The sequence below is a fragment of the Solicola agrisoli genome (assembly GCF_049059935.1).
Taxonomy (GTDB): Bacteria; Actinomycetota; Actinomycetes; order Propionibacteriales; family Nocardioidaceae; genus JAURVT01.
In genome coordinates, this window is the sequence record NZ_JBMGQR010000005.1 from 40,641 (window position 1) to 62,081 (window position 21,441).

Annotated in this window: 22 protein-coding genes; 5 read left to right on the forward strand and 17 right to left on the reverse strand. The window is 73.8% G+C overall.

The genetic code is table 11. The annotated features are described in order from the left end of the window. The first annotated feature begins 27 nt into the window (after window positions 1–27). Together ACI6PP_RS03315 and ACI6PP_RS03320 are read left to right on the forward strand one after the other, a co-directional pair. Window positions 28–1,629 (forward strand): sensor histidine kinase, encoded by a 1,602-nt coding sequence (locus tag ACI6PP_RS03315; protein WP_421109074.1) that lies wholly within the window; start codon window positions 28–30, stop codon window positions 1,627–1,629. Further along, window positions 1,622–2,290 (forward strand): response regulator, encoded by a 669-nt coding sequence (locus ACI6PP_RS03320; RefSeq protein WP_421109076.1) that lies wholly within the window; start codon window positions 1,622–1,624, stop codon window positions 2,288–2,290. Before ACI6PP_RS03315 ends, ACI6PP_RS03320 begins: the two co-directional genes overlap by 8 nt. Window positions 2,291–2,620: 330 nt before the next feature. Here ACI6PP_RS03320 and argH read toward each other — a convergent pair whose 3' ends face one another. From argH to infC, 15 genes are all read right to left on the reverse strand, one after another. Beyond that, window positions 2,621–4,042 (reverse strand): argininosuccinate lyase, encoded by a 1,422-nt coding sequence (gene argH / locus ACI6PP_RS03325; protein ID WP_421109078.1) that lies wholly within the window; start codon window positions 4,040–4,042, stop codon window positions 2,621–2,623. Beyond that, window positions 4,039–5,244 carry an argininosuccinate synthase gene (locus tag ACI6PP_RS03330; protein ID WP_421109080.1) on the reverse strand — a complete coding sequence of 402 codons (1,206 nt, stop codon included), beginning with the start codon at window positions 5,242–5,244 and terminating at the stop codon, window positions 4,039–4,041. Before ACI6PP_RS03330 ends, argH begins: the two co-directional genes overlap by 4 nt. Next, a complete protein-coding gene (locus ACI6PP_RS03335) occupies window positions 5,241–5,777 on the reverse strand; it encodes an arginine repressor (protein ID WP_421109082.1) in 537 nt (178 codons plus the stop codon). Before ACI6PP_RS03335 ends, ACI6PP_RS03330 begins: the two co-directional genes overlap by 4 nt. Continuing rightward, window positions 5,774–6,697, reverse strand: coding sequence for an ornithine carbamoyltransferase (gene argF, locus ACI6PP_RS03340; RefSeq protein ID WP_421109084.1), 924 nt, complete (start codon window positions 6,695–6,697; stop codon window positions 5,774–5,776). The genes ACI6PP_RS03335 and argF overlap by 4 nt, the downstream gene beginning before the upstream one ends. Further along, a complete protein-coding gene (locus tag ACI6PP_RS03345) occupies window positions 6,694–7,893 on the reverse strand; it encodes an acetylornithine transaminase (RefSeq protein ID WP_421109086.1) in 1,200 nt (399 codons plus the stop codon). Before ACI6PP_RS03345 ends, argF begins: the two co-directional genes overlap by 4 nt. After that, entirely contained in the window at window positions 7,890–8,828 is a 939-nt protein-coding gene (gene argB, locus ACI6PP_RS03350) for an acetylglutamate kinase (protein ID WP_421109088.1), read from the reverse strand. The genes ACI6PP_RS03345 and argB overlap by 4 nt, the downstream gene beginning before the upstream one ends. An 11-nt stretch (window positions 8,829–8,839) precedes the next feature. Continuing rightward, the gene (gene argJ, locus ACI6PP_RS03355) at window positions 8,840–9,991 is read right to left on the reverse strand and encodes a bifunctional glutamate N-acetyltransferase/amino-acid acetyltransferase ArgJ (protein WP_421109090.1); all 1,152 of its coding nucleotides are present in this window, start codon (window positions 9,989–9,991) and stop codon (window positions 8,840–8,842) included. Then, on the reverse strand, window positions 9,988–11,034 hold the full coding sequence (argC, locus tag ACI6PP_RS03360; RefSeq protein ID WP_421109092.1) for an N-acetyl-gamma-glutamyl-phosphate reductase: 1,047 nt from the start codon (window positions 11,032–11,034) through the stop codon (window positions 9,988–9,990). Before argC ends, argJ begins: the two co-directional genes overlap by 4 nt. Window positions 11,035–11,160: 126 nt before the next feature. Further along, window positions 11,161–13,653, reverse strand: a complete 2,493-nt coding sequence (pheT, locus tag ACI6PP_RS03365; protein WP_421109094.1) for a phenylalanine--tRNA ligase subunit beta — start codon at window positions 13,651–13,653, stop codon at window positions 11,161–11,163. Further along, complete coding sequence (pheS, locus tag ACI6PP_RS03370; RefSeq protein ID WP_421109096.1) at window positions 13,653–14,756, reverse strand: phenylalanine--tRNA ligase subunit alpha; 1,104 nt, start codon at window positions 14,754–14,756, stop codon at window positions 13,653–13,655. The genes pheT and pheS overlap by 1 nt, the downstream gene beginning before the upstream one ends. A 97-nt stretch (window positions 14,757–14,853) precedes the next feature. Next, window positions 14,854–15,891, reverse strand: coding sequence for a sensor histidine kinase (locus ACI6PP_RS03375; protein WP_421109098.1), 1,038 nt, complete (start codon window positions 15,889–15,891; stop codon window positions 14,854–14,856). Window positions 15,892–15,947: 56 nt separating this feature from the next. Further along, the gene (locus ACI6PP_RS03380; RefSeq protein WP_421109190.1) at window positions 15,948–16,763 is read right to left on the reverse strand and encodes a TrmH family RNA methyltransferase; all 816 of its coding nucleotides are present in this window, start codon (window positions 16,761–16,763) and stop codon (window positions 15,948–15,950) included. Then, window positions 16,756–17,145 (reverse strand): 50S ribosomal protein L20, encoded by a 390-nt coding sequence (gene rplT / locus ACI6PP_RS03385; RefSeq protein WP_421109100.1) that lies wholly within the window; start codon window positions 17,143–17,145, stop codon window positions 16,756–16,758. The genes ACI6PP_RS03380 and rplT overlap by 8 nt, the downstream gene beginning before the upstream one ends. Window positions 17,146–17,208: 63 nt before the next feature. After that, on the reverse strand, window positions 17,209–17,406 hold the full coding sequence (locus tag ACI6PP_RS03390; protein WP_421109102.1) for a large ribosomal subunit protein bL35: 198 nt from the start codon (window positions 17,404–17,406) through the stop codon (window positions 17,209–17,211). A gap of 2 nt (window positions 17,407–17,408) precedes the next feature. Continuing rightward, window positions 17,409–18,068 carry a translation initiation factor IF-3 gene (gene infC, locus ACI6PP_RS03395; RefSeq protein ID WP_421109192.1) on the reverse strand — a complete coding sequence of 220 codons (660 nt, stop codon included), beginning with the start codon at window positions 18,066–18,068 and terminating at the stop codon, window positions 17,409–17,411. Between the two features lie 363 nt (window positions 18,069–18,431). Here infC and ACI6PP_RS03400 point away from each other — a divergent pair, with 363 nt between their 5' ends. After that, entirely contained in the window at window positions 18,432–19,493 is a 1,062-nt protein-coding gene (locus tag ACI6PP_RS03400; protein WP_421109193.1) for a GNAT family N-acetyltransferase, read from the forward strand. A gap of 44 nt (window positions 19,494–19,537) precedes the next feature. After that, window positions 19,538–19,834 carry a DUF4333 domain-containing protein gene (locus ACI6PP_RS03405; protein ID WP_421109103.1) on the forward strand — a complete coding sequence of 99 codons (297 nt, stop codon included), beginning with the start codon at window positions 19,538–19,540 and terminating at the stop codon, window positions 19,832–19,834. Between the two features lie 129 nt (window positions 19,835–19,963). Here the strand turns inward: ACI6PP_RS03405 and ACI6PP_RS03410 are convergent, their stop codons facing one another. Further along, complete coding sequence (locus tag ACI6PP_RS03410; protein WP_421109105.1) at window positions 19,964–20,437, reverse strand: SseB family protein; 474 nt, start codon at window positions 20,435–20,437, stop codon at window positions 19,964–19,966. 62 nt (window positions 20,438–20,499) lie between these two features. Here ACI6PP_RS03410 and ACI6PP_RS03415 point away from each other — a divergent pair, with 62 nt between their 5' ends. Beyond that, the gene (locus tag ACI6PP_RS03415; protein ID WP_421109107.1) at window positions 20,500–20,955 is read left to right on the forward strand and encodes a hypothetical protein; all 456 of its coding nucleotides are present in this window, start codon (window positions 20,500–20,502) and stop codon (window positions 20,953–20,955) included. Between the two features lie 63 nt (window positions 20,956–21,018). Here ACI6PP_RS03415 and ACI6PP_RS03420 read toward each other — a convergent pair whose 3' ends face one another. Next, window positions 21,019–21,438: a PH domain-containing protein gene (locus ACI6PP_RS03420; RefSeq protein ID WP_421109109.1), complete on the reverse strand. Its 420-nt coding sequence runs from the start codon at window positions 21,436–21,438 to the stop codon at window positions 21,019–21,021. Window positions 21,439–21,441: the final 3 nt, after the last annotated feature.

The following is a 21,441-nucleotide window of genomic DNA, read 5'->3' on the forward strand; positions in this document are numbered from 1 at the left end:
TTGTGCACGCAGTGGAGGTTGTGGTCGTTGCGAACATGGCGACGGTGGTGGCGGCCGACGCTCGCGCGGCAGTTCCTGCTGCTGCAGGTCGGGGTGCTGGCGCTCGTCCTGCTGGCGGTGTTCGCGTACTCGATCCGCACCGCGCAGGTCGACTTCCGCGAGGTGCGGGGCCAGGCGATGCGGGCGAGCGCGGAGCGTCTGGCGACCAGCGCCGTGGTGCGCGACCGCGTCGGCGCCTCGGACGCCGCCCTCACGCTCGCCCCGAGCCTGGTGAACGCCGTCGACCTGTCGACGGCCACCGTCAGCTACGTCACCGACCCGCGGGGACGCGTGGTGGCCTCGTCGGACCCGACGCTGGTGGGCACGACCCCCGACCGCGGCGAGAGCGACGCCCTGGAGGGCCGCGGCTGGAGCGGCGACCTTCAGTACGCGGGCGAGCGCGCCGTGGCGGCGCACGCCCCGGTGCTGAGCGTGTCGGACGGGACGCTGCTCGGCGTCGCCGTGGTGGCCGAGGACTACCCGTCGCTGAACCAGCAGGTGCGCGCGTCGGCCGGCGACCTGCTCGTCTTCCTCGGGCTCGGCGCGCTGCTCGGCCTGGCGGGCTCGATCGCGCTGTCGGCGCTGATCCGACGACGCACCCGCGGGCTGGAGCCGTCGGAGATCGCGACGCTCGCCGAGCACCGCGAGGCCCTGCTGCACAGCATCCGCGAGGGGGTGGTGGCGGTGAACCCCGAGGGCGTCGTCAGCGTGCTCAACGACAGCGCCCGCGACCTGCTCGACCTGCCCGCCGACGCGGTGGGTCGTCCGCTCGTCGACCTCGACCTGCCCGTCGCCGTCCGCGACGCGCTCACCGACGACAGCTCGTCGCCCGACCGCGTCGTGGTGGTGGGCGGACGCGCCGTCGTCCTCAACCGGCAGCGGGCGAGCAGCGCCACGGGCGACGAGGTCGGTACCGTCACCACGCTGCGCGACCGCACCGAGCTGCTGGCCCTTCAGAGCCAGCTCGACGCGACCCGCAGCGTGACCGACGCGCTGCGCTCGCAGACGCACGAGTTCGCCAACCGGCTGCACACCATCCACGGGCTGGTGCAGCTCGAGGAGTACGACGAGGTGGGACGGTTCATCGGCACGCTCAGCCGCCAGCGCGCGGAGATCAACGACGCCGTCACGCAGATGATCGCCGACCCGACCGTCGCGGCGCTGATCGTCGCCAAGACCAGCGCGGTGCTGGAGGCCGGGCTCGAGCTGGCCGTCGCGCCCGGGTCGCGGCTGGGCCGGCTCGACAGCGGGCTGGCGTCCGACGTCACCACCGTGGTGGGCAACCTCGTCGACAACGCGGTGGATGCGACGCGCGCCGCCGGTGGGTCGCGCGTCGAGGTGCGGCTCGACGACGATGGCGCGGTGGTGCGCGTCGTCGTGCGTGACGAGGGTGCCGGGCTGCCCGACGACCCGTCCGCGCTGTTCGAGCGCGGGTACTCCACCAAGGAGGCGGTCGACGCCGGGCGCGGCATCGGCCTCACCCTGGTGCAGATGGTGTGCGAGCGGCGGGGCGGCAGCGTGGTCGCCGAGAACGACCACGGCGCCGTGTTCACCGCGCTCGTGCCGTACCGGGAGGTCGCCCGTGGCTGACGTCGTGGTGGTGGAGGACGACTTCATGGTGGCGGCGATCCACGCCCGGTTCGTGGCCCGGGTGCCCGACCACGAGGTGGTGGCCAGCGTTCGCACCGGCACCGAGGCGCTGGAGGCCGTCGCGTCGCTCGAGCCCGACGTCGTGCTGCTCGACGTGCACCTGCCCGACATGAGCGGGGTGGAGGTGCTGCGCCGGCTCCGCGCGTCCGGCAGCACCGCGGAGGTGGTGGTGGTGACGGCCGCCCGCGAGGCCGACACCGTCCGCGCCGCCCTGCACGGCGGCGCCGCGGCCTACCTGATCAAGCCGTTCGAGTTCGAGGACCTCGCCTCCCGCCTCGGCGAGCTCGCGCGTCGCCGCGAGGCCCTCGCGTCCGGCCCGACCGACCAGGGGGCCGTCGACGCCCTCTTCGGCGCCGCCCCCGCCGGGCGGGCGTCGGCGGCCGAGCCGCCCAAGGGCCTGAGCACCGAGACCCAGGACCTCGTCGTCGCCGCCCTGCGCGAGCACGGCGACCTGTCGGCCGCCGAGTGCGGCGAGCACGTCGGCCTGTCCCGCGTCAGCGCCCGCCGGTACCTCGAGCACCTGGTGACCTCCGGCCGCGCCCAGGTCCGCCTCCGCTACGGCCGCACCGGCCGCCCCGAGCGCCGCTACTCCCCCCGCTGACCCTCTCCGGTCCCGCTCACGGAGGTGCCGAGTGGCGCAGATTCGGGGTACTCGACGCGTGTCGCGCCCGACTTTGCGCCACTCGAGCCAGGTTTTGCGCCACTCGGTGCATATGGGGCGAACCGGCCGACGGCGCCCGGACGGCAGCGGCGAGCCCCCTGGCACCACCCGTCCTCGCCGCGCCCTTCCACCCACCGGCGCGGACCGAACGCCGAGTGGCGCAGAAGGTTCGCCGAGTGGCGCAAGTTCGGGGTGTTGAGCGCGTGTCGCGCCCGAACTTGCGCCACTCGGGACGGCTTTTGCGCCACTCGGCGGGAGGGGCGGGAGGGGTCAGACGGCGGGCGGGGGACGGAGCGCCGAGAGCGCCGCCTCCAGCTCGTCCAGCTGCTCGGTGACGCGGACGAGTGCGGTGCCGCCGCGGGAGTCGCGGGACGAGATGGAGCCCTCGACGGTGAGCACCTCGCGCACCGCCGGCGTCAGGGACGGCGAGATGGTGGCCAGCTCGTCGTCGGTGAGCTCGTCGAGCTCCTTGCCGGTGTCCTCGCAGCGCTGGACGCAGGCGCCGGCCAGCTCGTGCGCCACCCGGAACGGCACGCCCTGGCGGACGAGCCACTCGGCGATGTCGGTCGCGAGCGAGAAGCCCTGCGGGGCCAGGGACTCGAGGCGCGCGGTGTCGAACTCGAGCGTCGCGACCATGCCGGTGAAGGCCGGGAGCAGCACCTCGAGGGTGTCGATCGAGTCGAACACCGGCTCCTTGTCCTCCTGCAGGTCGCGGTTGTACGCGAGCGGCAGCGCCTTGAGCGTCGTCATCAGCCCCGCGAGGTTGCCCACCACGCGCCCGGCCTTGCCGCGCGCGAGCTCGGCGATGTCGGGGTTCTTCTTCTGCGGCATGATGCTCGACCCGGTGGAGTAGCCGTCGTGCAGGCGCACGAAGCCGAACTCCTTGGTCGCCCAGACGATGACCTCCTCGGCGAACCGCGAGACGTCCACGCCGATCATCGCGGTGACGAACGCGAACTCGGCGACGAAGTCGCGTGCCGCGGTGCCGTCGATGGAGTTGGCCACCGAGCCGGTGAAGCCGAGGTCGGACGCCACCTGCTCGGGGTCGAGGCCGAGCGACGATCCCGCGAGCGCGCCAGACCCGTACGGCGAGTCCGCCGCGACGCGGGCGTCCCAGTCGCGCAGGCGCTGCAGGTCGCGCACCAGCGGCCACGCGTGGGCCAGCAGGTGGTGCGACAGCAGGACGGGCTGCGCGTGCTGCAGGTGCGTGCGGCCCGGCATCGCGACGCCGAGGTGCTGGCGCGCCTGCGCCGCGAGCGCGGCCACCAGGTCGGCGACGAGCCCGCCCACCAGGCGCGCGTGGTCGCGCAGGTACATCTTGAACAGCGTCGCCACCTGGTCGTTGCGCGACCGGCCGGCACGCAGCCGTCCGCCGAGCTCGGGACCGAGCAGCTCCAGCAGGCCGCGCTCGAGCGCGGTGTGGACGTCCTCGTCGTCGGGCTGCGCCACGAACGCACCGGACGCGACCGCGGCGGCGAGGTCGTCGATGCCGGCGAGCAGCGCCGTCAGGTCGTCCTCGGCCAGCAGGCCCGCCGCGGCGAGCACCCGGGCGTGCGCCCGCGAGCCGGTGAGGTCGTACGGCGCGAGACGCCAGTCGAAGTGCGTCGAGCGCGACAGCTCGACGAGCTCGGGCGACGGCCCGCTCGCGAACCGTCCGCCCCACAGGCGCGTCGACTCCTCGGGCGCGCTCATGCGCCGGCCAGCTTCGCGTCGCGCTTGTTGGCGAGCACGCTCGACATGCCGAACAGCTCGATGAAGCCCTTGGCCTGGCTCTGGTCGAACGAGTCGCCCGCGTCGTACGTCGCCAGGTTGAAGTCGTACAGGCTGGCCGGCGAGCGCCGTCCGGTGACGACGGCCTGGCCGCCGTGCAGCGTCATCCGGATCTCGCCGGTGACGTGCTCCTGCGACGACGCGACGAACTCGTCGAGAGCGCGCTTGAGCGGGCTGAACCACAGCCCGTCGTAGGCGAGCTCACCCCAGCGTTGGTCGACGCCGCGCTTGAAGCGGGCCAGGTCGCGCTCGACGGTGACGTTCTCCAGCTCGCGGTGCGCCTCGATCAGCGCCATCGCGCCGGGCGCCTCGTAGACCTCGCGGCTCTTGATGCCGACGAGCCGGTCCTCGACGATGTCGAGCCGGCCGACGCCCTGGGCGCCCGCCCGGTGGTTGAGCCGCTCGATCGCCTGCAGCGGGGTGACGGGCTCGCCGTCGATGGAGACGGGGACGCCGGCCTCGAACACCAGCGACACCTCGTCGGGCTCGCGGGGCTGCCCGGGGTCCTGCGTGTACGAGTACAGCGCCTCGACCGGCGCGTTCCAGATGTCCTCCAGGAACCCCGTCTCGACCGCACGCCCCCACACGTTCTGGTCGATCGAGTACGGCGACTTCTTGCTGACGTCGATCGGCAGGCCGTTGGTCTCGGCGAAGACGATCGCCTTCTCGCGCGTCCAGGCGTAGTCGCGGACGGGCGCGATGACCGTCAGGTCGGGTGCGAGGGCGGCCGTGCCCACCTCGAACCGGACCTGGTCGTTGCCCTTGCCGGTGCAGCCGTGGCTGACGATGCTCGCCCCGTGCTCGCGGGCGGCGGCCACCAGGTGCTTGACGATCAGCGGCCGCGAGAGCGCCGAGACCAGCGGGTAGCGGTCCATGTAGAGCGCGTTCGACTGCACCGCGGGGATGCAGTAGTCGGACGCGAACTCGTCCTTGGCGTCGACGACGACCGCCTCCACCGCGCCGCAGTCGAGCGCGCGCTGACGGACGTCGTCGAGGTCCTCGCCGCCCTGGCCGAGGTCGAGCGCGACGGCGACGACCTCCGCGCCGGTGGCCTCGGCGAGCCAGCCGATCGCGACGGACGTGTCGAGTCCGCCGGAGTAGGCGAGGACGACCCGGTCGGTCATGGTGTCTCCTTCGATGCGTCGGTGCCGGTGGCCTCGGTGCTGGTGGCGAGGTCGGTGAACAGGCGGGCGACCTCGGGGCCGCCCTCGGGCTCGGTGCAGATCACGAGCACGGTGTCGTCGCCCGCGATGGTGCCGAGCAGGTTGGCCAGGGCCGCGTGGTCGATCGCCGAGGCGAAGAACTGGGCGGCGCCGGGCGGGGTGCGGAGCACGGCCAGGTTCGCCGAGCCCTTCGCCGAGACGAGCAGCTCGTTGCACAGGCGTGCCAGTCGCGCGCCGGAGCTGGCCGACTCGCCCCCCGGACGCGGCGTGCGGTCGCCGCCCTCGCCCGGCACGGCGTACACGAGCCCGCCGGTGGGGTGACGGACGCGCACGGCGTCCAGCTCGACCAGGTCGCGCGACAGCGTGGTCTGCGTGACCTGCAGCCCCTGGACGGCCAGCAGCCCGGCCAGCTCGCCCTGCGACCGGACGGGGTGCTGCCCCAGCAGGTCGACGATCAGCTGCTGGCGCGCGGTCTTCGTCGCCGGGACGGTCACGACTCCTGCCTCAGGAGCCAGACGAGCAGCGCCTTCTGGGCGTGCAGGCGGTTCTCCGCCTCGTCCCACGCCAGGCTGCGGTCGCCGTCGAGCAGCTCGGCCTCGATCTCGTAGCCGCGGTAGGCGGGCAGGTCGTGCATGACGGCGGCATCGGGGGCGGCGTGCGCCATCAGCTCGGCGGTCACGGCGAACGGCCCGAAGGTCGCGACGCGCGCCTCGCGCTGGTCCTCCTGGCCCATCGAGATCCAGGTGTCGGTCGCCACGGCGGCGGCTCCGGCGACGGCCTCGACCGCGTCGTGCACGACCGTGACCGACCCGCCCGTGGTGGCCGCCACCTTCTCGGCGTCGGCGACGACGTCGGCCCGCGGGGCGTACGCCTCGGGGCAGCCGATGCGCACGTGCATCCCGGCGGTGGCACCGGCGAGCAGCCACGAGTGCGCCATGTTGTTGCCGCCGTCGCCCACGTACGCGACGGTCACGCCGGCGAGGTCGCCGAGGTGCTCGCGGAGCGCCTGCAGGTCGGCGAGCAGCTGGCAGGGGTGGAAGTCGTCGGTGAGCGCGTTGACCACGGGCACCCGGCTCTCCGAGGCCATCTCGTCGAGGTCGGACTGCTTGAACGTGCGCCAGACGATCGCGGCCACCTGGCGCTCCAGCACCCGGGTGGTGTCGTAGACCGGCTCGCCGCGTCCGCGCTGGGTGCCGGCCGCGTCGAGGACGACGGCCTGGCCGCCGAGGTCGGCGATGCCGACCGCGAACGACACCCGGGTGCGGGTGGAGGGCTTGTCGAACATGACCGCGACGGACCGCGGCCCCTCGAGCGGACGCTCGGAGTACGGCGCCGCCTTGAGCGCGATCGCGAGGTCGAGCACCTCGGCCTGCTCGGCGGGCGTGAGGTCGTCGTCGCGCAGCAGGTGCCTCATGACGCGGACTCCCCCACCTGCGTGAGGACGTCGCGCAGCACCGCGACGGCGTGGTCGGCGTCGGCCTCGGTGAGGACGAGCGGCGGCACCAACCGCAGCCGCGTCGGGCCGGTGGCGTTGACGATGAGCCCGGCCTCCAGCGCGGCGGCGTAGACCTTCGGCCCGATCTCGGCGGACAGTCCGATGCCCACGAGCAGCCCGCGTCCGCTGACGTCGGTGACCAGCGGGTGGTCGGCGAGCCCGTCGCGCAGACGGTCGCCGATCTTCGCGGCGTTGTCGAGCAGGCCCTCGGCCTCGATCACGTCGATGACGGCGAGCGCCGCGGCGGCCGCGACGGGGTTGCCACCGAACGTCGTGCCGTGGTTGCCGGGGCCGAGCATCGAGCCGGCCTCGCCGATCGCCACGCACGCGCCGATCGGGATGCCGCCACCGAGGCCCTTGGCCAGCGTCACCAGGTCGGGGACGATCCCCTCGTCGGTGTGCGCGAACCAGGTGCCGGTGCGGCCCATGCCCGACTGCACCTCGTCGATCCACAGCAGCGCGCCGGCGGCGGTGCACGCCTCGCGTGCGGCCCGCAGGTATCCCTCGGGCGGGACGATCGCGCCGGCCTCGCCCTGGATCGGCTCGAGCACCACCGCGGCGACGGTGTCGTCCACCGCGGCCCGCAGCGCGTCGGCGTCGCCGTACGGCACCCAGACGACGTCGCCGGGCAGCGGCTCGAACGGCTCGCGGTAGGCGGCCTTGGACGTCAGTGCGAGCGCACCCAGGGTGCGGCCGTGGAACGCGCCCTCGGCCGCGACGATCCGGGTGCGGCCGGTGCGGCGGCTGACCTTGAACGCCGCCTCGTTGGCCTCGGCGCCGGAGTTGGCGAAGAACACGCGGCTGCCGGTGCCCTGCTGGCCCAGCAGCCCGAGCAGCCGCTCGGCGAGGCGCACCTGGGGCTCGGTGGCGAAGAAGTTCGAGACGTGCCCGAGCGTCGAGAGCTGCGTCGTGACGGCCTCGACCAGCGCCGGGTGCGCCTGGCCGAGCGCGTTGACGGCGATGCCGCCCAGCAGGTCGAGGTACTCGCGGCCGTCGGCGTCCCAGACGCGGGCGCCCTCGCCGCGCACGAGCACGCGGGCCGGCTGGCCGAACGTGTTCATCACGGCGTGCTCGTAGCGGCCGGTCCACTCCTGGCCGGTGCTGTCGTCGGTCATGCGTTCCCCCTCAGGGCGGTGCGGACGAGCGTCTCGACGCCGGGCAGCACCTGCGTGCCCACGCCCTCGTCGGTGAAGATCTCCAGCAGGACGGCGTGCGGCTCGCGTCCGTCGACGACGGTGGCGCGCGGCACGCCCTGCTGCACGGCGCTCAGGCAGGCGCCCATCTTGGGCACCATGCCCGACGCCAGCGTCGGCATGATCTCGGCCAGCGACTCCGGGCTGATCTCCTTGATCACGTCGTCGCTGTCGGGCCAGTCGCGGTACAGGCCCTCGACGTCGGTGAGCACGAGCAGCTTCTCGGCACCGAGAGCCACGGCCAGCGCCGAGGCGGCGGTGTCGGCGTTGACGTTGTGCACCAGGCCGTCGTCGTCGGGTGCCACCGACGACACGACGGGGATGCGGCCGGCGTCGATCAGGTCGCGGACGGCCTCGGGACGCACGCCCTTCACCTCGCCCACCAGGCCGAGGTCGACCTCCTCGCCGTCGACGATGGAGTTGGTGCGCTCGGCGGTGAACAGGCCGGCGTCCTCGCCCGACAGGCCGACGGCCAGCGGGCCGTGCTCGTTGAGCAGCCCGACGAGCTCTCGTCCGACCTGGCCGACGAGCACCATGCGCACGATCTCCATGGCCTCGGGCGTGGTGACGCGCAGGCCGCCCTTGAACTCGGACTCGATGCCCACGCGGTCGAGCATGCTGGAGATCTGCGGGCCGCCGCCGTGCACGACGACGGGCTTGAACCCGGCGTAGCGCAGGAACACGATGTCCTCGGCGAACGCCCGCTTGAGGGTGTCGTCGGTCATCGCGTTGCCGCCGTACTTCACCACGATCGTGCGGCCGTGGTAGCGCTTCATCCAGGGCAGCGCCTCGGCGAGCGTGACGGCCTTCTCGGTCGCCTTCTTCCAGTCGGCGAGCCCGGTGTCGTCGTCGGTCATGTCTGCTTTCCTCAGCTCGAGTACGCGGAGTTCTCGTGGACGTAGGCGTGCGTCAGGTCGTTGGTCCAGACCGTCGCGCTCGCGTCCCCGGACTTCAGGTCGATGGTCACCGTGACGTCGCGCGCCTCGAGGTCGACGCCGTCGGGCGACTCCCCCGGCCCGCTCTGCCGGCACACCCAGACGCCGTTCAGCGCGACGTCGAGGTCGGCGGGGTCGAAGGCCGCACCGGTGGTGCCGACCGAGGCGAGGATGCGTCCCCAGTTGGGGTCCTTGCCGAAGATCGCGCACTTGAACAGGTTGCTGCGGGCCACCGAGCGGGCGGCCTCGACGGCGTCGGCCTCGTCGGCGGCGTTCACCACCTCGATCGCGATCTCGTGGTCGGCGCCCTCGGCGTCGGCGAGCAGCTGCATCGCGAGGTCGTGGCAGACGCCCGTCATCGCCTCGGTGAACGCGGCGTGGTCGGGCGTCGTCCCCGACGACCCCGACGCCATGAGCAGCACGGTGTCGTTGGTGGACTGGCAGCCGTCGGAGTCGAGCCGGTCGAAGGTGCGTGCGGTGGCCGCGCGCAGCGACTCGTCGAGCTGGGCCGACGTCAGCTCGGCGTCGGTGGTGATGACGACGAGCATGGTGGCCAGCGCGGGCGCGAGCATGCCGGCGCCCTTGGCCATCGCGCCGATCGTCCAGCCGTCGCCGGCGTGGGTGGCCGTCTTGGCCACGGTGTCGGTGGTCATGATCGCGCGGGCGGCGTCGTCACCGCCCTCGGGCGACGCGGCGTCCAGCGCGCTCGCGACGCCGGCGAGCAGCACGTCGCGGTCGTTGAGCAGTCCGATCAGCCCGGTGGAGCAGACCTGCACCTCCACGGCACCGACGCCCAGTCGCTCGGCGGCGAGCTCGGCGGTGCGGTGGGTGGTGGCGAAGCCCTCGGAGCCGGTGTAGCAGTTGGCGCCGCCGGAGTTGAGCACGACGGCGCGCGCGCCGCCCGAGGCGATCGCCTGCTCGCTCCAGAGCACCGGGTTCGCCTTGCACCGGTTGGACGTGAAGACGGCGGCCGCGGACGCGAGCGGGCCGGTGTTGACCACGACGGCGACGTCGGGGCTGCCCGACGGCTTGAGGCCCGCGGTGACGCCGGCCGCGCTGAACCCCTGCGGGGCGGTGACGCTCACGGCGCGATCCCCGCGACGGGCAGACCGGTGACCTCGGGCAGGCCCAGGGCGAGGTTCATCGACTGGATGGCTCCGCCCGCGGTGCCCTTGGTGAGGTTGTCGATCGCGCCGACCGCGACGAGGCGGTCGGTGCGCGGGTCGACGACTGCCTGGACGTGGACGGTGTTGGCGCCGATGGTCGACTGCGTCTGCGGCCAGCGGCCCTCGGGCAGCAGGTGCACGAACGGCTCGTCGGCGTAGGCCTTCTCGTAGGAGGCGCGCACGTCGGCCGCGCCGACGCCGGGGTTCAGCGGCACGGTGCAGGTGGCCAGGATGCCGCGTGCGGTGGGCGCGAGCACGGGCGTGAACGACACGCGTGGGTTCGCGGCGCCGGCGACGCGCAGGTTCTGCTCGATCTCGGGGGTGTGCCGGTGCACGCCGCCCACGCCGTAGGCGCTGAGCTGGCCCATCACCTCGGCGCCCATCAGGTTCGGCTTGAGCGCCCGTCCGGCGCCCGACGTGCCGGTGGCGGCGACGACGGTGACGTCGCCCGTCACGAGGTCGTCGCGGACGGCCGGGAGCAGCGAGAGGGTGGACACCGTCGGGAAGCAGCCGGGCACCGCGATGCGGCGGGCACCGGCGAGCGCCTCGCGTCCGCCGGGCAGCTCGGGCAGCCCGTAGGGCCAGGTGCCGGCGTGCTCGCCGCCGTAGAACTGGGTCCAGTCCTCGGCGCTCCGGAGCCGGAAGTCGGCGCCGCAGTCGATGACGAGGACGTCGGGGCCGAGGTCGGCGGTGACCTGCGCGGACGCGCCGTGCGGCAGCCCGAGGAAGACGACGTCGTGGCCGGCCAGCGTCTCGGGCGTGGTCTCGGCCAGCACGCGCTCGGCCAGCGGCACCAGGTGCGGGTGGTGCTCGCCCAGCGTCGTCCCGGCGCTCGACCCGGCGGTCAGCGTGCCGATCTCGACGCCCGGGTGCCCGAGCAGCAGCCGCAGCACCTCGCCGCCGGCGTACCCGCTCGCTCCCGCGACCGCGACCATCACTGTCTGTGAGTCCGTCATCTGCATAGTATTTCAGGGTTGTGAATGACTATGCAAACCCGTGCCGGCCCCGGCGTGTTGAGGTCCGAGCTGTTCGACGCATCAGCACTGAAGCGTTGGACAACCCGGACCTCGACGGGAGGTGCAGGCGGGTCAGGTGCGCTGGACGGCGCCGGTGGTGCGGACGGCCTCGGCGACGGCGGCCTCGCGGGTCGCGGTGATCTCCTCGTCGGAGAGGGTGCGGTCGGGGGCGCGGAGGCGCAGCGCAAACGCCAGCGACTTCTGGCCCTCAGGCACGGGGTGGCCGGTGTAGACGTCGAACAGGCGCACGGACTCCAGCAGGTCTCCCCCGCCGGCCGTCAGCGCCGCGGCGACGTCGACGGCGGCCACCGAGGCGTCGACGACGAGCGCCACGTCCTCCTTGGCCACCGGGAACACCGAGTACGGCTCGGGACGGACGCCGCCCGGCGCCGCGTCGAGGATCGCGTCGAGGTCGACCTCGGCGGCGACGCTGCGTGCCGGGAGGTCGAACGCGCGGCACACCCGCGGGTGCAGCTCGCCGGCGTGGCCGACGACCGCGCCGTCGACGACGAGCTCGGCGCAGCGTCCCGGGTGCCAGGGCGCCAGCGAGGCCGGTCGGGCCTGGACCTCGACGCCCGCCAGGCGGGCCACCTCGCGCACCACGTCGATCGGGTCGGCCCACGAGACCGGTCGGGCCGGCCCCCACCAGCCGGCGGGCTCGCGGTCGCCGGCCAGGACGACGCCGAGGTGCAGCGGCTGCGCGGGCAGGGCGGCGTCGAGGGCCGCCACCTGCTCGGGCGTGGGGCGCTGGTCGACGCCGTACACGGGCGCGACGGCGTCCTGCGCGCCGAGGAACACCGGCGACGTCTCGTACAGCGCCACCTGCTCCTGGCCGCGGCTGACGTTGCGGGCGGCGGCGTGGAGCAGCCCGGGCAGCAGCGTGGAGACGAGCCCCGGCTCCTGCGCCGACAGCGGGTTCTCGAGCAGCACGAGGTCGCGGCGCGAGTCGTCGGCGGGCAGACCGAGCAGGTCGAGGTCGGCGGTGCCGAGGAACGGGAACACCATCGCCTCGGTGAGCCCGGCGCCGGCCAGGCCCCTGCCGGCCAGACGGCGCAGGCGCTGGCGACGGGTGAGCCCGCGTCCCGACGGGGCCACGGGAAGGACCGACGGCACCCGGTCGTACCCGACGACGCGCAGCACCTCCTCGACCAGGTCGTAGGGGTCGGTGAGGTCGGGGCGCCAGGTGGGCGGCACGACCGACAGGAGCCCGTCGGTGCCCGAGCCCTCGACGGCGCAGCCGTTGGCGCGCAGCGCGTCGGCGGCGTCCTCGCCCTTGACGGCGATGCCGGTGACGGCGGCGGGCAGCACCGGGTTCAGCTCGATGGTGGGCATCGACGGCGCGGAGCCGACGACGGTCTCCCCCGGCTCGGCAGTGGCGCCGCCGTGCTCGACGAGGAGGTCCACGACGCGCTGCGCGGCGAACCGCGGCAGCGCGGGGTCGACACCGCGCTCGAAGCGCTTGGAGGCCTCGGACGGCAGCCGGTGCAGGCGTGCGGTGCGCGCGATGCCCGACGGGGCGAAGTGCGCGGCCTCGACGACGACGGAGGTCGTGGTGCCGCTCAGCTCGGTGTGCTCGCCACCCATCACGCCGGCCAGGCCGATCGGGCCCGAGTCGTCGCAGATGAGCAGGTCGTCGGCCGAGACGTCGCGGACCTGGCCGTCGAGCGTGGTGAGCTTCTCGCCCTCGGTGGCCCGGCGGACGACGATGCCGCCCTGCAGGTGGTCGCGGTCGTACCCGTGGATCGGCTGGCCCAGCTCGAGCATCACGTAGTTGGTGACGTCGACGGCCAGGGAGATCGGACGCATGCCGGCGAGCTGCAGGCGGCGCGACATCCACGACGGCGTGGGACGCGACGCGTCGAGACCCGTCACGGTGCGCGCCACGAAGACCGGGCACGCGTCGGGTGCCTCGACGGCGACGGGCCACGCCTCGCCCGTCGCGTCGGGCACGGGGAGCTCGGCCGGGTCGGTGAACGGGACGCCGTAGCCCAGTGCCGCGTCGCGGGCGACGCCGCGGATCGACAGCGCGTAGGCGCGGTCGGGGTTGACCTCGAGGTCGAGGACGTCCTCGCGCAGGCCGAGCAGCGTCGGCACGTCGTCGCCGGGCTCGGCCGAGCCGGGGGCGAGCACCAGGATGCCGTCGTGGTCGTCGCCGAGGTCGAGCTCGCGGGTGGAGCAGATCATGCCGTCCGACACGTGGCCGTACGTCTTGCGCGCGGCGATCGCGAAGCCGCCGGGCAGGACGGTGCCGGGCAGGCTGACCACCACGAGGTCGCCGGGGCCGAAGTTGTGGGCGCCGCAGACGATGCCGCGGGCGCCGTTCTCGTCGTTGTGCTCAGGACCGACGTCGACGCGGCACCAGTTCACGGTCTTGCCGTTGGAGTGCTCCTCGGGCTCGGCGGTGAGCACGCGGCCCACGACGAGCGGCCCGGTGACGTCGCCGCCGACGCGGTCGACCTCCTCGAGCTTGAGGTCGAGCATGGTGAGCCGGTCGGCGAGGTCGTCGACGGACAGGTCGTCGGGCAGCGCGACGTGCTCGCGGAGCCAGCTGACGGGGACGCGCATCAGATCTCCCAACCGAAGGGCGCGGGGAAGCGGACGTCTCCGTCGACCATGGCGCGGATGTCGGCGACGCCGCTCATCAGCATCAGGCTGCGGTCCAGGCCCATGCCGAAGGCGAAGCCTGAGTACCGCTCGGGGTCGACGCCGCAGGCGATCAGGACGCGCGGGTTCATCACGCCGCAGCCGCCCCACTCGATCCAGGCCTCGCCGCGGCAGGTGCGGCACGTCGAGAGGGCCGGCTCCTCGCCACCGCACACCGGGCAGAGGAAGTCGACCTCCGCGCTCGGCTCGGTGAACGGGAAGTACGACGGACGGAACCGCGTGACGACGCCCGGGCCGAACAGCTCGCGCGCGAAGTGGTCGAGCGTGCCCTTCAGGTGGGCCATGCTCAGGCCCTCCCCGACGGCCATGCCCTCGACCTGGCGGAAAACCGGGGTGTGGGTGGCGTCGAGCTCGTCGGTGCGGAACACGCGCCCGGGGCAGACGACGAAGACGGGCGGCTCGCGGTCGAGCAGGGTGCGGGCCTGCACCGGCGACGTGTGGGTGCGCAGCACGCGGGCGGCGCTCGCGGGCGAGAGCCAGAAGGTGTCCTGCATCGTGCGCGCGGGGTGGTCGGGGCCGAGGTTGAGCGCGTCGAAGTTGAGCCACTCGGCCTCGACCTCGGGGCCCTCGGCGACCTCCCAGCCCATCGCGACGAAGATGTCGGCGACGCGCTCCTCGACGGTGCGCAGCGGGTGACGCGACCCGCGCGGGCGGCGGTCGGTGGGGAGCGTGACGTCCACGGCCTCCTCGACGAGGATGCGCTGCTCGTGCTCGGCCTCCAGCACCGTGGTGCGCTCGGCGAGGGCCTTGCTGACGGCGCCCCGCGCCTGTCCGACGCGCTTGCCGGCGTCCTTGCGGGCCTGCGGGGGCAGCGCGCCGATCTCGCGGTTGGCCAGGGCCAGCGGCGAGCGGTCGCCGACGTGGTCGGTGCGGGCGGCCTTGAGCTCGTCGAGGTCGGACGCGGCGGCGACGGCGGCCAGCGCGGCGTCACGCATCGCCTCGACCTCGTCGGCCTTGAGCGGGGTGACCTCGACGGGGTCGTAGTCGGTGTTGGGGCCGGACATGCACGCCTTCCTCGGCTCGCGGGTGCCACCTGCGTCGCGGCGACCCGCCAAGTCTAGGAAGCCGACCGCCCCGCGGGCGACCGGGTATCGGGCGGCGTCAGTCGCGCATCGTGTCGGGCTCGTTGACGGGGAGCCAGACGTCGATGCGCGCGCCGCCGCCGTCGGCCTCGCCGATGGCGACCTCGCCGTCGTGGCCGTCGACGATGCCCTTGACGATGAACAGCCCGAGGCCGCTGCCGCCGCGCTCGCCGGACTTCCAGAACCGGGTGAAGACGCGGCTGCGGATGTCGGGGTCGATGCCCGGGCCGTGGTCCGTGACGGTGAGGACGGCCCCGCCGCGTCCGTCGGTCGGCACCCGCACGGCCACCTCGCCCAGGCCGTGGCCGTGACGCAGCGCGTTCTCGACGAGGTTGGTGACCACCTGCGTGAGTCGGTCGGAGTCGGCCCACACGTCGGGCACGCCGTCGTCGACGCTCACCGTGCCGCTCGTGGCACCGCCCGCGGCGATGTTGTCGAGCACACGCTGCACCAGCACGGGCAGGTCGACCAGGGCCGGTCGCAGCGTGAGGCGTCCGGAGTCGATCCGGGCCGCGTCGAGCAGCTCGGTGATGAGGCGGCTGAGCCGGTCGGCGTCGCTGTCGACGGTCTCGAGCATCAGCTGGCGCTGCTCGTCGGAGAATCGGGACCACTTCTTGAGCAGCGTCGAGGTGAATCCCTTGACGCCCGTCAGCGGCGAGCGCAGCTCGTGCGCGACGGTGGCGACGAGGTCGGATCGCTCGCGGTCGCGTCGGGCGCGGGCCCGAGCCGTGCGCAGGCTCAGCACCAGCCGTCCGACCTCGCCGAGCGGCACGTCGCGCACGAGCGAGCCGGTCATGAGCAGCTCGGTGCCGCCGGGGGTGAACCAGCTCTGCTCGGCGAGCGCGGTACGGGACGCGAAGCCGTCGTAGGGCTTGGTGCAGTCGAACCACTGGTTGCCCTGGAGGTCGCCGAGCGGCACCGCGTCGCGCACATGGCGGCCGACGAGGTCCTCGCGACGGGCACCGAGCATCCGGCAGGCCATGTCGTTGACGCCCTCGACGACGCCGTCCGCCCCGGCGACCACCACGCCGTCCGGGAACTGGTCGAGGTACGGCATGGCCGTCACGATAGTGGGATCAGTCACGTTCGTCCTGTCGGCGACGATCCGCGGGATCACCGGACGCGCTGGGCCCTCGCGGACGCGTAGAGGCACACGGCGGCGGCGGTGGCGAGGTTGAGGCTCTCGGCCCGGCCGTAGATCGGCACCGCGACGACGTGGTCGGCGAGCGCGCGCACGTCGTCGGGCAGGCCCCACGCCTCGTTGCCGAGCAGCCAGGCCGTGGGGCGGGCGAGGATCTCGTCGGTGCCGGGCTCGTGCAGCCCGACGTCGCCGGTGCCGTCGGCGGCGAGCACGCCGAGGCCGAGCTCGCGCAGGGCCGACAGCGCCGCGGGCACGTCGGGCGCCACTGCGACCGGGAGGTGGAACAGGCTGCCGGCGCTGGCCCGTACCGCCTTGGGGTTGTGCGGGTCGACGCTGTGGCCCGCGAGCACGACGGCGTCGGCACCCGCGGCGTCGGCGCACCGCAGCACGGTGCCGGCGTTGCCGGGGTCGCGGACGTCCGCGCACACCACGACCAGCCGGGGGCGGGCGTCCAGCACGACGTCGAGGTCGACGGTCACCAGGCCGCAGCGAGCGACCAGCCCCTGCGGGTTGACCGTGTCGGTCAGCGAGCGGACGACGTCGTCGTCCACCTGCGTCCACGCGACGCCGTCGAGGGCCGCGTCCTGCACCATCTCGGTGTGGGTCGCGGTGGCGTCGGGGGTCGCAAAGACCTCCACGACGGTGCCCGGGCGACGGAGCGCCTCGCGCACCGCCTGGGGGCCCTCGACGAGGAACTCGCCGACCCGCCGGCGGACGGCGGTGTCGGCGAGTCGACGAGCACGCCTGACGCGCCCGGAGCGGGGCGTCAGGTCCTCGGGATCAAGCAGCGCTGACCTTGGGGGCGTTGACGTCGGCCGGCAGCGCGGCCTTGGCAGCCTCGACGAGGACGGCGAACGCGGCCGGGTCGCTGACGGCGAGCTCGGCGAGGATCTTGCGGTCGACCTCGATCTCGGCCAGGCGCAGGCCCTGGATGAACCGGTTGTAGGTCAGGCCGTGCTGGCGGACCGCGGCGTTGATGCGCTGGATCCACAGGCGACGGAAGTCGCCCTTCTTGGCCCGGCGGTCGCGGTAGGAGTAGACCAGCGAGTGGGTGACCTGCTCCTTGGCCTTGCGGTAGAGGCGCGAGCGCTGGCCACGGTAGCCAGATGCGCGCTCCAGGATGACCCGGCGCTTCTTCGTTGCGTTGACGGACCGCTTGACGCGTGCCACTTCAGTACTCCTTGATCGTTGCGGGGTGCTCGGTCAGGTGAGGGTGGGCCGTGGGCCCGACGCTCACTTGCCGAGAAGCTTCTTGACGCGCTTGGTGTCGGCCTTGGACAGCTCGGTCCAGCCACCGTCGAGGCGGGACGCGCCGCTCGACTTCTTCTGCAGCAGGTGGGTGCGACGGCTGCCGGTGGCGTGCATGATCTTGCCGGTACCGGTGAGCTTGACGCGCTTCTTCATGCCCGACTTGGGCTTGAACTTCGGCATTCTTACGCCTCCATGTCTGGGTCGATGTTCTCGGAACGTCGACGGGGCTTCTTCTCGGCGGGCGCGGCGGCGTGGGCGTCGCGCTGTGCCTTCTCGTACTCGCGGTCGGCCTCGCGCTCTGCCTCGAGCTCGGCGGCGGCGACCTCCTTCTCGGCCTTGACCTCGGCGCGGGCCTCGGACTTCTTCTTGTGCGGGCCGAGGACCATGGTCATGTTGCGGCCGTCCTGGCGCGGTGTGGACTCGACGAAGCCGAGGTCCTCGACGTCGGCGGCGAGCCGCTGCAGCAGCCGGAAGCCCAGCTCGGGACGGTGCTGCTCACGACCGCGGAACATGATCGTGATCTTGACCTTGTCGCCCTGGCGCAGGAAGCGCACGACGTGACCCTTCTTGGTGTCGTAGTCGTGCTGGTCGATCTTCGGTCGGAGCTTCATCTCCTTGATGACCGTGTTCGACTGGTTGCGCCGGGACTCACGGGCCTTCTGCGCCGCCTCGTACTTGAACTTGCCGTAGTCCATGAGACGGCAGACGGGCGGACGGGCGGTCGGGGCCACCTCGACCAGGTCGAGGTCTGACTCCGTGGCCAGCCGCAGGGCGTCTTCGATCCGGACGATGCCGACCTGCTCACCGTTGGGTCCGACGAGACGGACCTCGCTCACGCGAATCCGGTCGTTGACGCGCAGCTCGTTGCTGATGGGTCCTCCTGGGGTCGAGAATGTGGGGGCGTCGCAGGCGGAGGGCCGGTGGTGCACGTGCGGTGAAACGAAAAAATGGCCTCCGCCGAAGCGAAAGCCACCACCGTCGTCACCGGCCGGAAGCCCGGCGGCACGACGTCGTCCTGTGCCCCGAGGAACTACCGGGAGGACGTTGACCCGACGACCGTGAGCCGACCAGGTGGGAGGTGGACCTCCACTTCTGACCCCACGATAGCAGGCGACGCGCCGCCGACGCACATCCGTGCGACCGCAACGACGGGGACACCGCGGGCTCACCTCGGCGAAACACCCGCCCGAGAGGCTGGGCCCATGATGTGGCGCGTGCGGACGACCCTCGGCGACCACCCCGGCGCGCTGGCCGACCTGGCCGCGCGCTGCGGGGCCGCCGACCTCAACATCCTGGGCCTGCAGGTGTTCCCCGGTGACGCCGGGGTCACCGACGAGCTGGTGCTGTCCGGGCCCGACGGCACCGCCGACGACGACGTCGCCCGTGCGGTGGCCGGCGACGATCCGTCGTCGACGAGCGTCACCCGGTGCGACGCACGGTCGCTGCGGGACGCCCCCACCCGCTGGCTCGAGGCGGCGCGACGCGTCTCGGGCGGGGAGCCGGACCTGGCGCGCGTCCTGGAGGACCTCCTCGAGACCGACCCGCCCGACCTGGCCGAGTACGCGGGCCACGACCAGATCACCGTGGCGGGGCCCGCCGGCGACGTCGTCGTCCGCCGCGCCGTCGCGTTCACGCCCGCCGAGCAGGCCCGCGCCGCCGCCCTCGCCGCCCTGGTGACGCGGCCGGCGTCGGCCGCCGCCGACGAGGTGCCCGCTCCCCCGGCGGAGGCCGCGACCGTCGACCCCGCGCTGGTCACCCTGCGCGCCAGCACCGCCGCGGACGCGGCGGCCCTCGTCGCGCTGCACGCCCGCTGCGGCGACGAGACGTTGCTGCGCCGGTACCACGCGCCCATGAACCGGGTGATCACCACGCGTCTGGCCCGACGGCTGGCCGCGCCCGACGAGGGCGTGGGGCTCGTCGTCGAGGTCGGCGACCGCGTCGTCGCGCACGGCCTGCTCGTGGCGCGCGACCAGGGCGCCTACGACCGCTGGGAGCTCAGCGTCCTCGTCGAGGACGGCTGGCAGCGGCGCGGGCTCGGCGTCGCGCTGCTCAAGCAGGCGGCGCGGCACGCCAGGGCCGAGGGGGCTCGCGAGCTGGCCTTCGTCACCCAGGCGGGCAACGACGCGTTCCTGCGCACGGTGGGCCGGGCAGGCTTCACCGCCCGCATCCGGCGCCGCGACGGCGTCGTCGAGATCGTCACCTCGCTCCGCGAGGTCCGTCCGCGGCTCGCGTCCGCCGAGCCCACGACGCTGTCACCGACCGTCTGACGGCGCGTCGACGGGTATCGTCCGCCCCGACGACGGGAGGGCGCGTGACGACGCGACGGACGACCGTGCTCGCGGGCGTACTGGCCCTGCTGGTGCTGGCCGGGTGCGGCGGCACCACGATCGACGCCCGCAAGGCCGAGCGCGCGATCGCCGCCGACTACGAGTCGCAGGTCGACGGCGCCCAGGTGACGTCCGTCCGCTGCCCGGACGAGATCGACCCCGAGCCCGGCACCCGCTTCGGCTGCACCATGCGTCTCGCCGACGGCTCCACCGGCCGGATCGGCGTCCGCGTCGTCGACGACGCGGGCAACCTGCGCTGGGACGTCGAGCCCGCCGACTGACGCGGGTGATCGAGCCCGCGCGCGTCCGCCGTCACTCCCGCACCACTGCCCCGGTTTCCCGACGGGACCACGGAGAGTTCTCCGGGGTGGCGTCGGATTCCCAGGTGAACCTGGGAAACCGTCACCGGGTCAGCGGCGGACCCAGCCGTGGCCGTGGGCGGTGGGGACGAGGGTGGAGCCGTCGGCGAGGTGGGCGAGGTCGTCTCCCTCGACGACGGCCATGTGCGGGCCGGCGACGTCGACGACCACGGCGGCGGCCCCCTCCTGACGGGCGGCGGCGCAGGCCTGACGGGCCGGGACGGGGACGGGACGCGCCTTCGGGTCCCAGCGCTGGAGGGTCGCGAGGCTGCTGAACGCGAGCAGCGCACGCCGTCCGTCCGCGCCGGTCAGCAGCACGGCGGCCATCTCGGCGTCCTTGTCGCCCTGGCCGGGTGCGGGGGTGTCGCCGAGCAGCGCCACCACCGGGACGATGACGCGGGCGTCTCCGAGCGCGACCAGCACGGGCGCCGTCCCGTCCTGAGCCCGCGCGGCCAGCGCCGCGGAGAGAGCCGGGTCGGCGGAGCCGTCGTCGTCGGGGAAGGCGGGCTGGGCGAGCGAGGGCACGTCACCACGGTAGGGCTCGCGCGTCGGGGCCCCGGTGAGCGGGTGTGCGGCAGACTGGGCGCATGAACAGCGACGCCACGTACTCCTCCCTCCCGTGGGCCGTCCTCCTGTCGGCGATCCTCGCGTTCTTCGCGTGGCGGTCGTGGCGGGCGGGAGATCGCTGGAGCGCGGTGGCCCGCGCCGGCTGGGCGCTCGTGCCCTGGGCGCTGTGGCTCGTCGGGCTGATGCGCGTGCTCGTCCGGGTGGGCGCCGCCGTGGGCGACTGGGCCGGAGGGTTCGTGTTCCGCCCGTCGTCGTACGTCGGTCTCGCGGTCGCGCTGGTGGCCGCCGCGCTCATCATGCTGGGCTCGTGGCGTCGTCCCCCGCGCGCCGACGGCGCCCCGCGCCGCAGCCTGCGCCGTCAGCGCTCCGACGCCCCCGCCGGCACCCCGGCGAGGAAGCCCGCGGGCAAGCCGGCCGTGGCCGACGAGGACATGGACGACATCGAGGCCATCCTGCGCAAGCACGGCATCCAGTAGCGAGCCCCGAGTTGTCGGTGCGTGGTGATGCCCTGGCATCACCTGCCACCGACAGCTCCCGGGTCAGGCCTGGTGGGCGGCGATCTCGGCGCGGAGGTCGCGGACGGCCTGGGCCGCGCGCTCGCCGTCGGTGCCCTGGATCGCGATGAGCATGTGGGTGTCGCCGTCGCGGCGCGCGAGCGTGGCCCACGGTGCGCCGGTGCGGTACGAGACGCCCTCGACCTCGTCCCACCCGACGACGCGGGTGCGGTAGCCGTTGCGGACGTGGATGCCGTCAGCCTCGGTGTGGACGCTGCTGCGCGCGATGCCGTTGAGCACCGCGAGCGCCGCGAGCAGCACCAGGACGAGCGTCCCGGTCTGGCTCGGCGTGACCGTGGAGCGGATGTCCTCGGGCAGGAAGAACGCGATCGCGAGGAAGATCGCGACCAGGCAGCCGCCGGCGACGTACGACACCATCCGGGCGCCGACGGGACGGGACCTCATGCG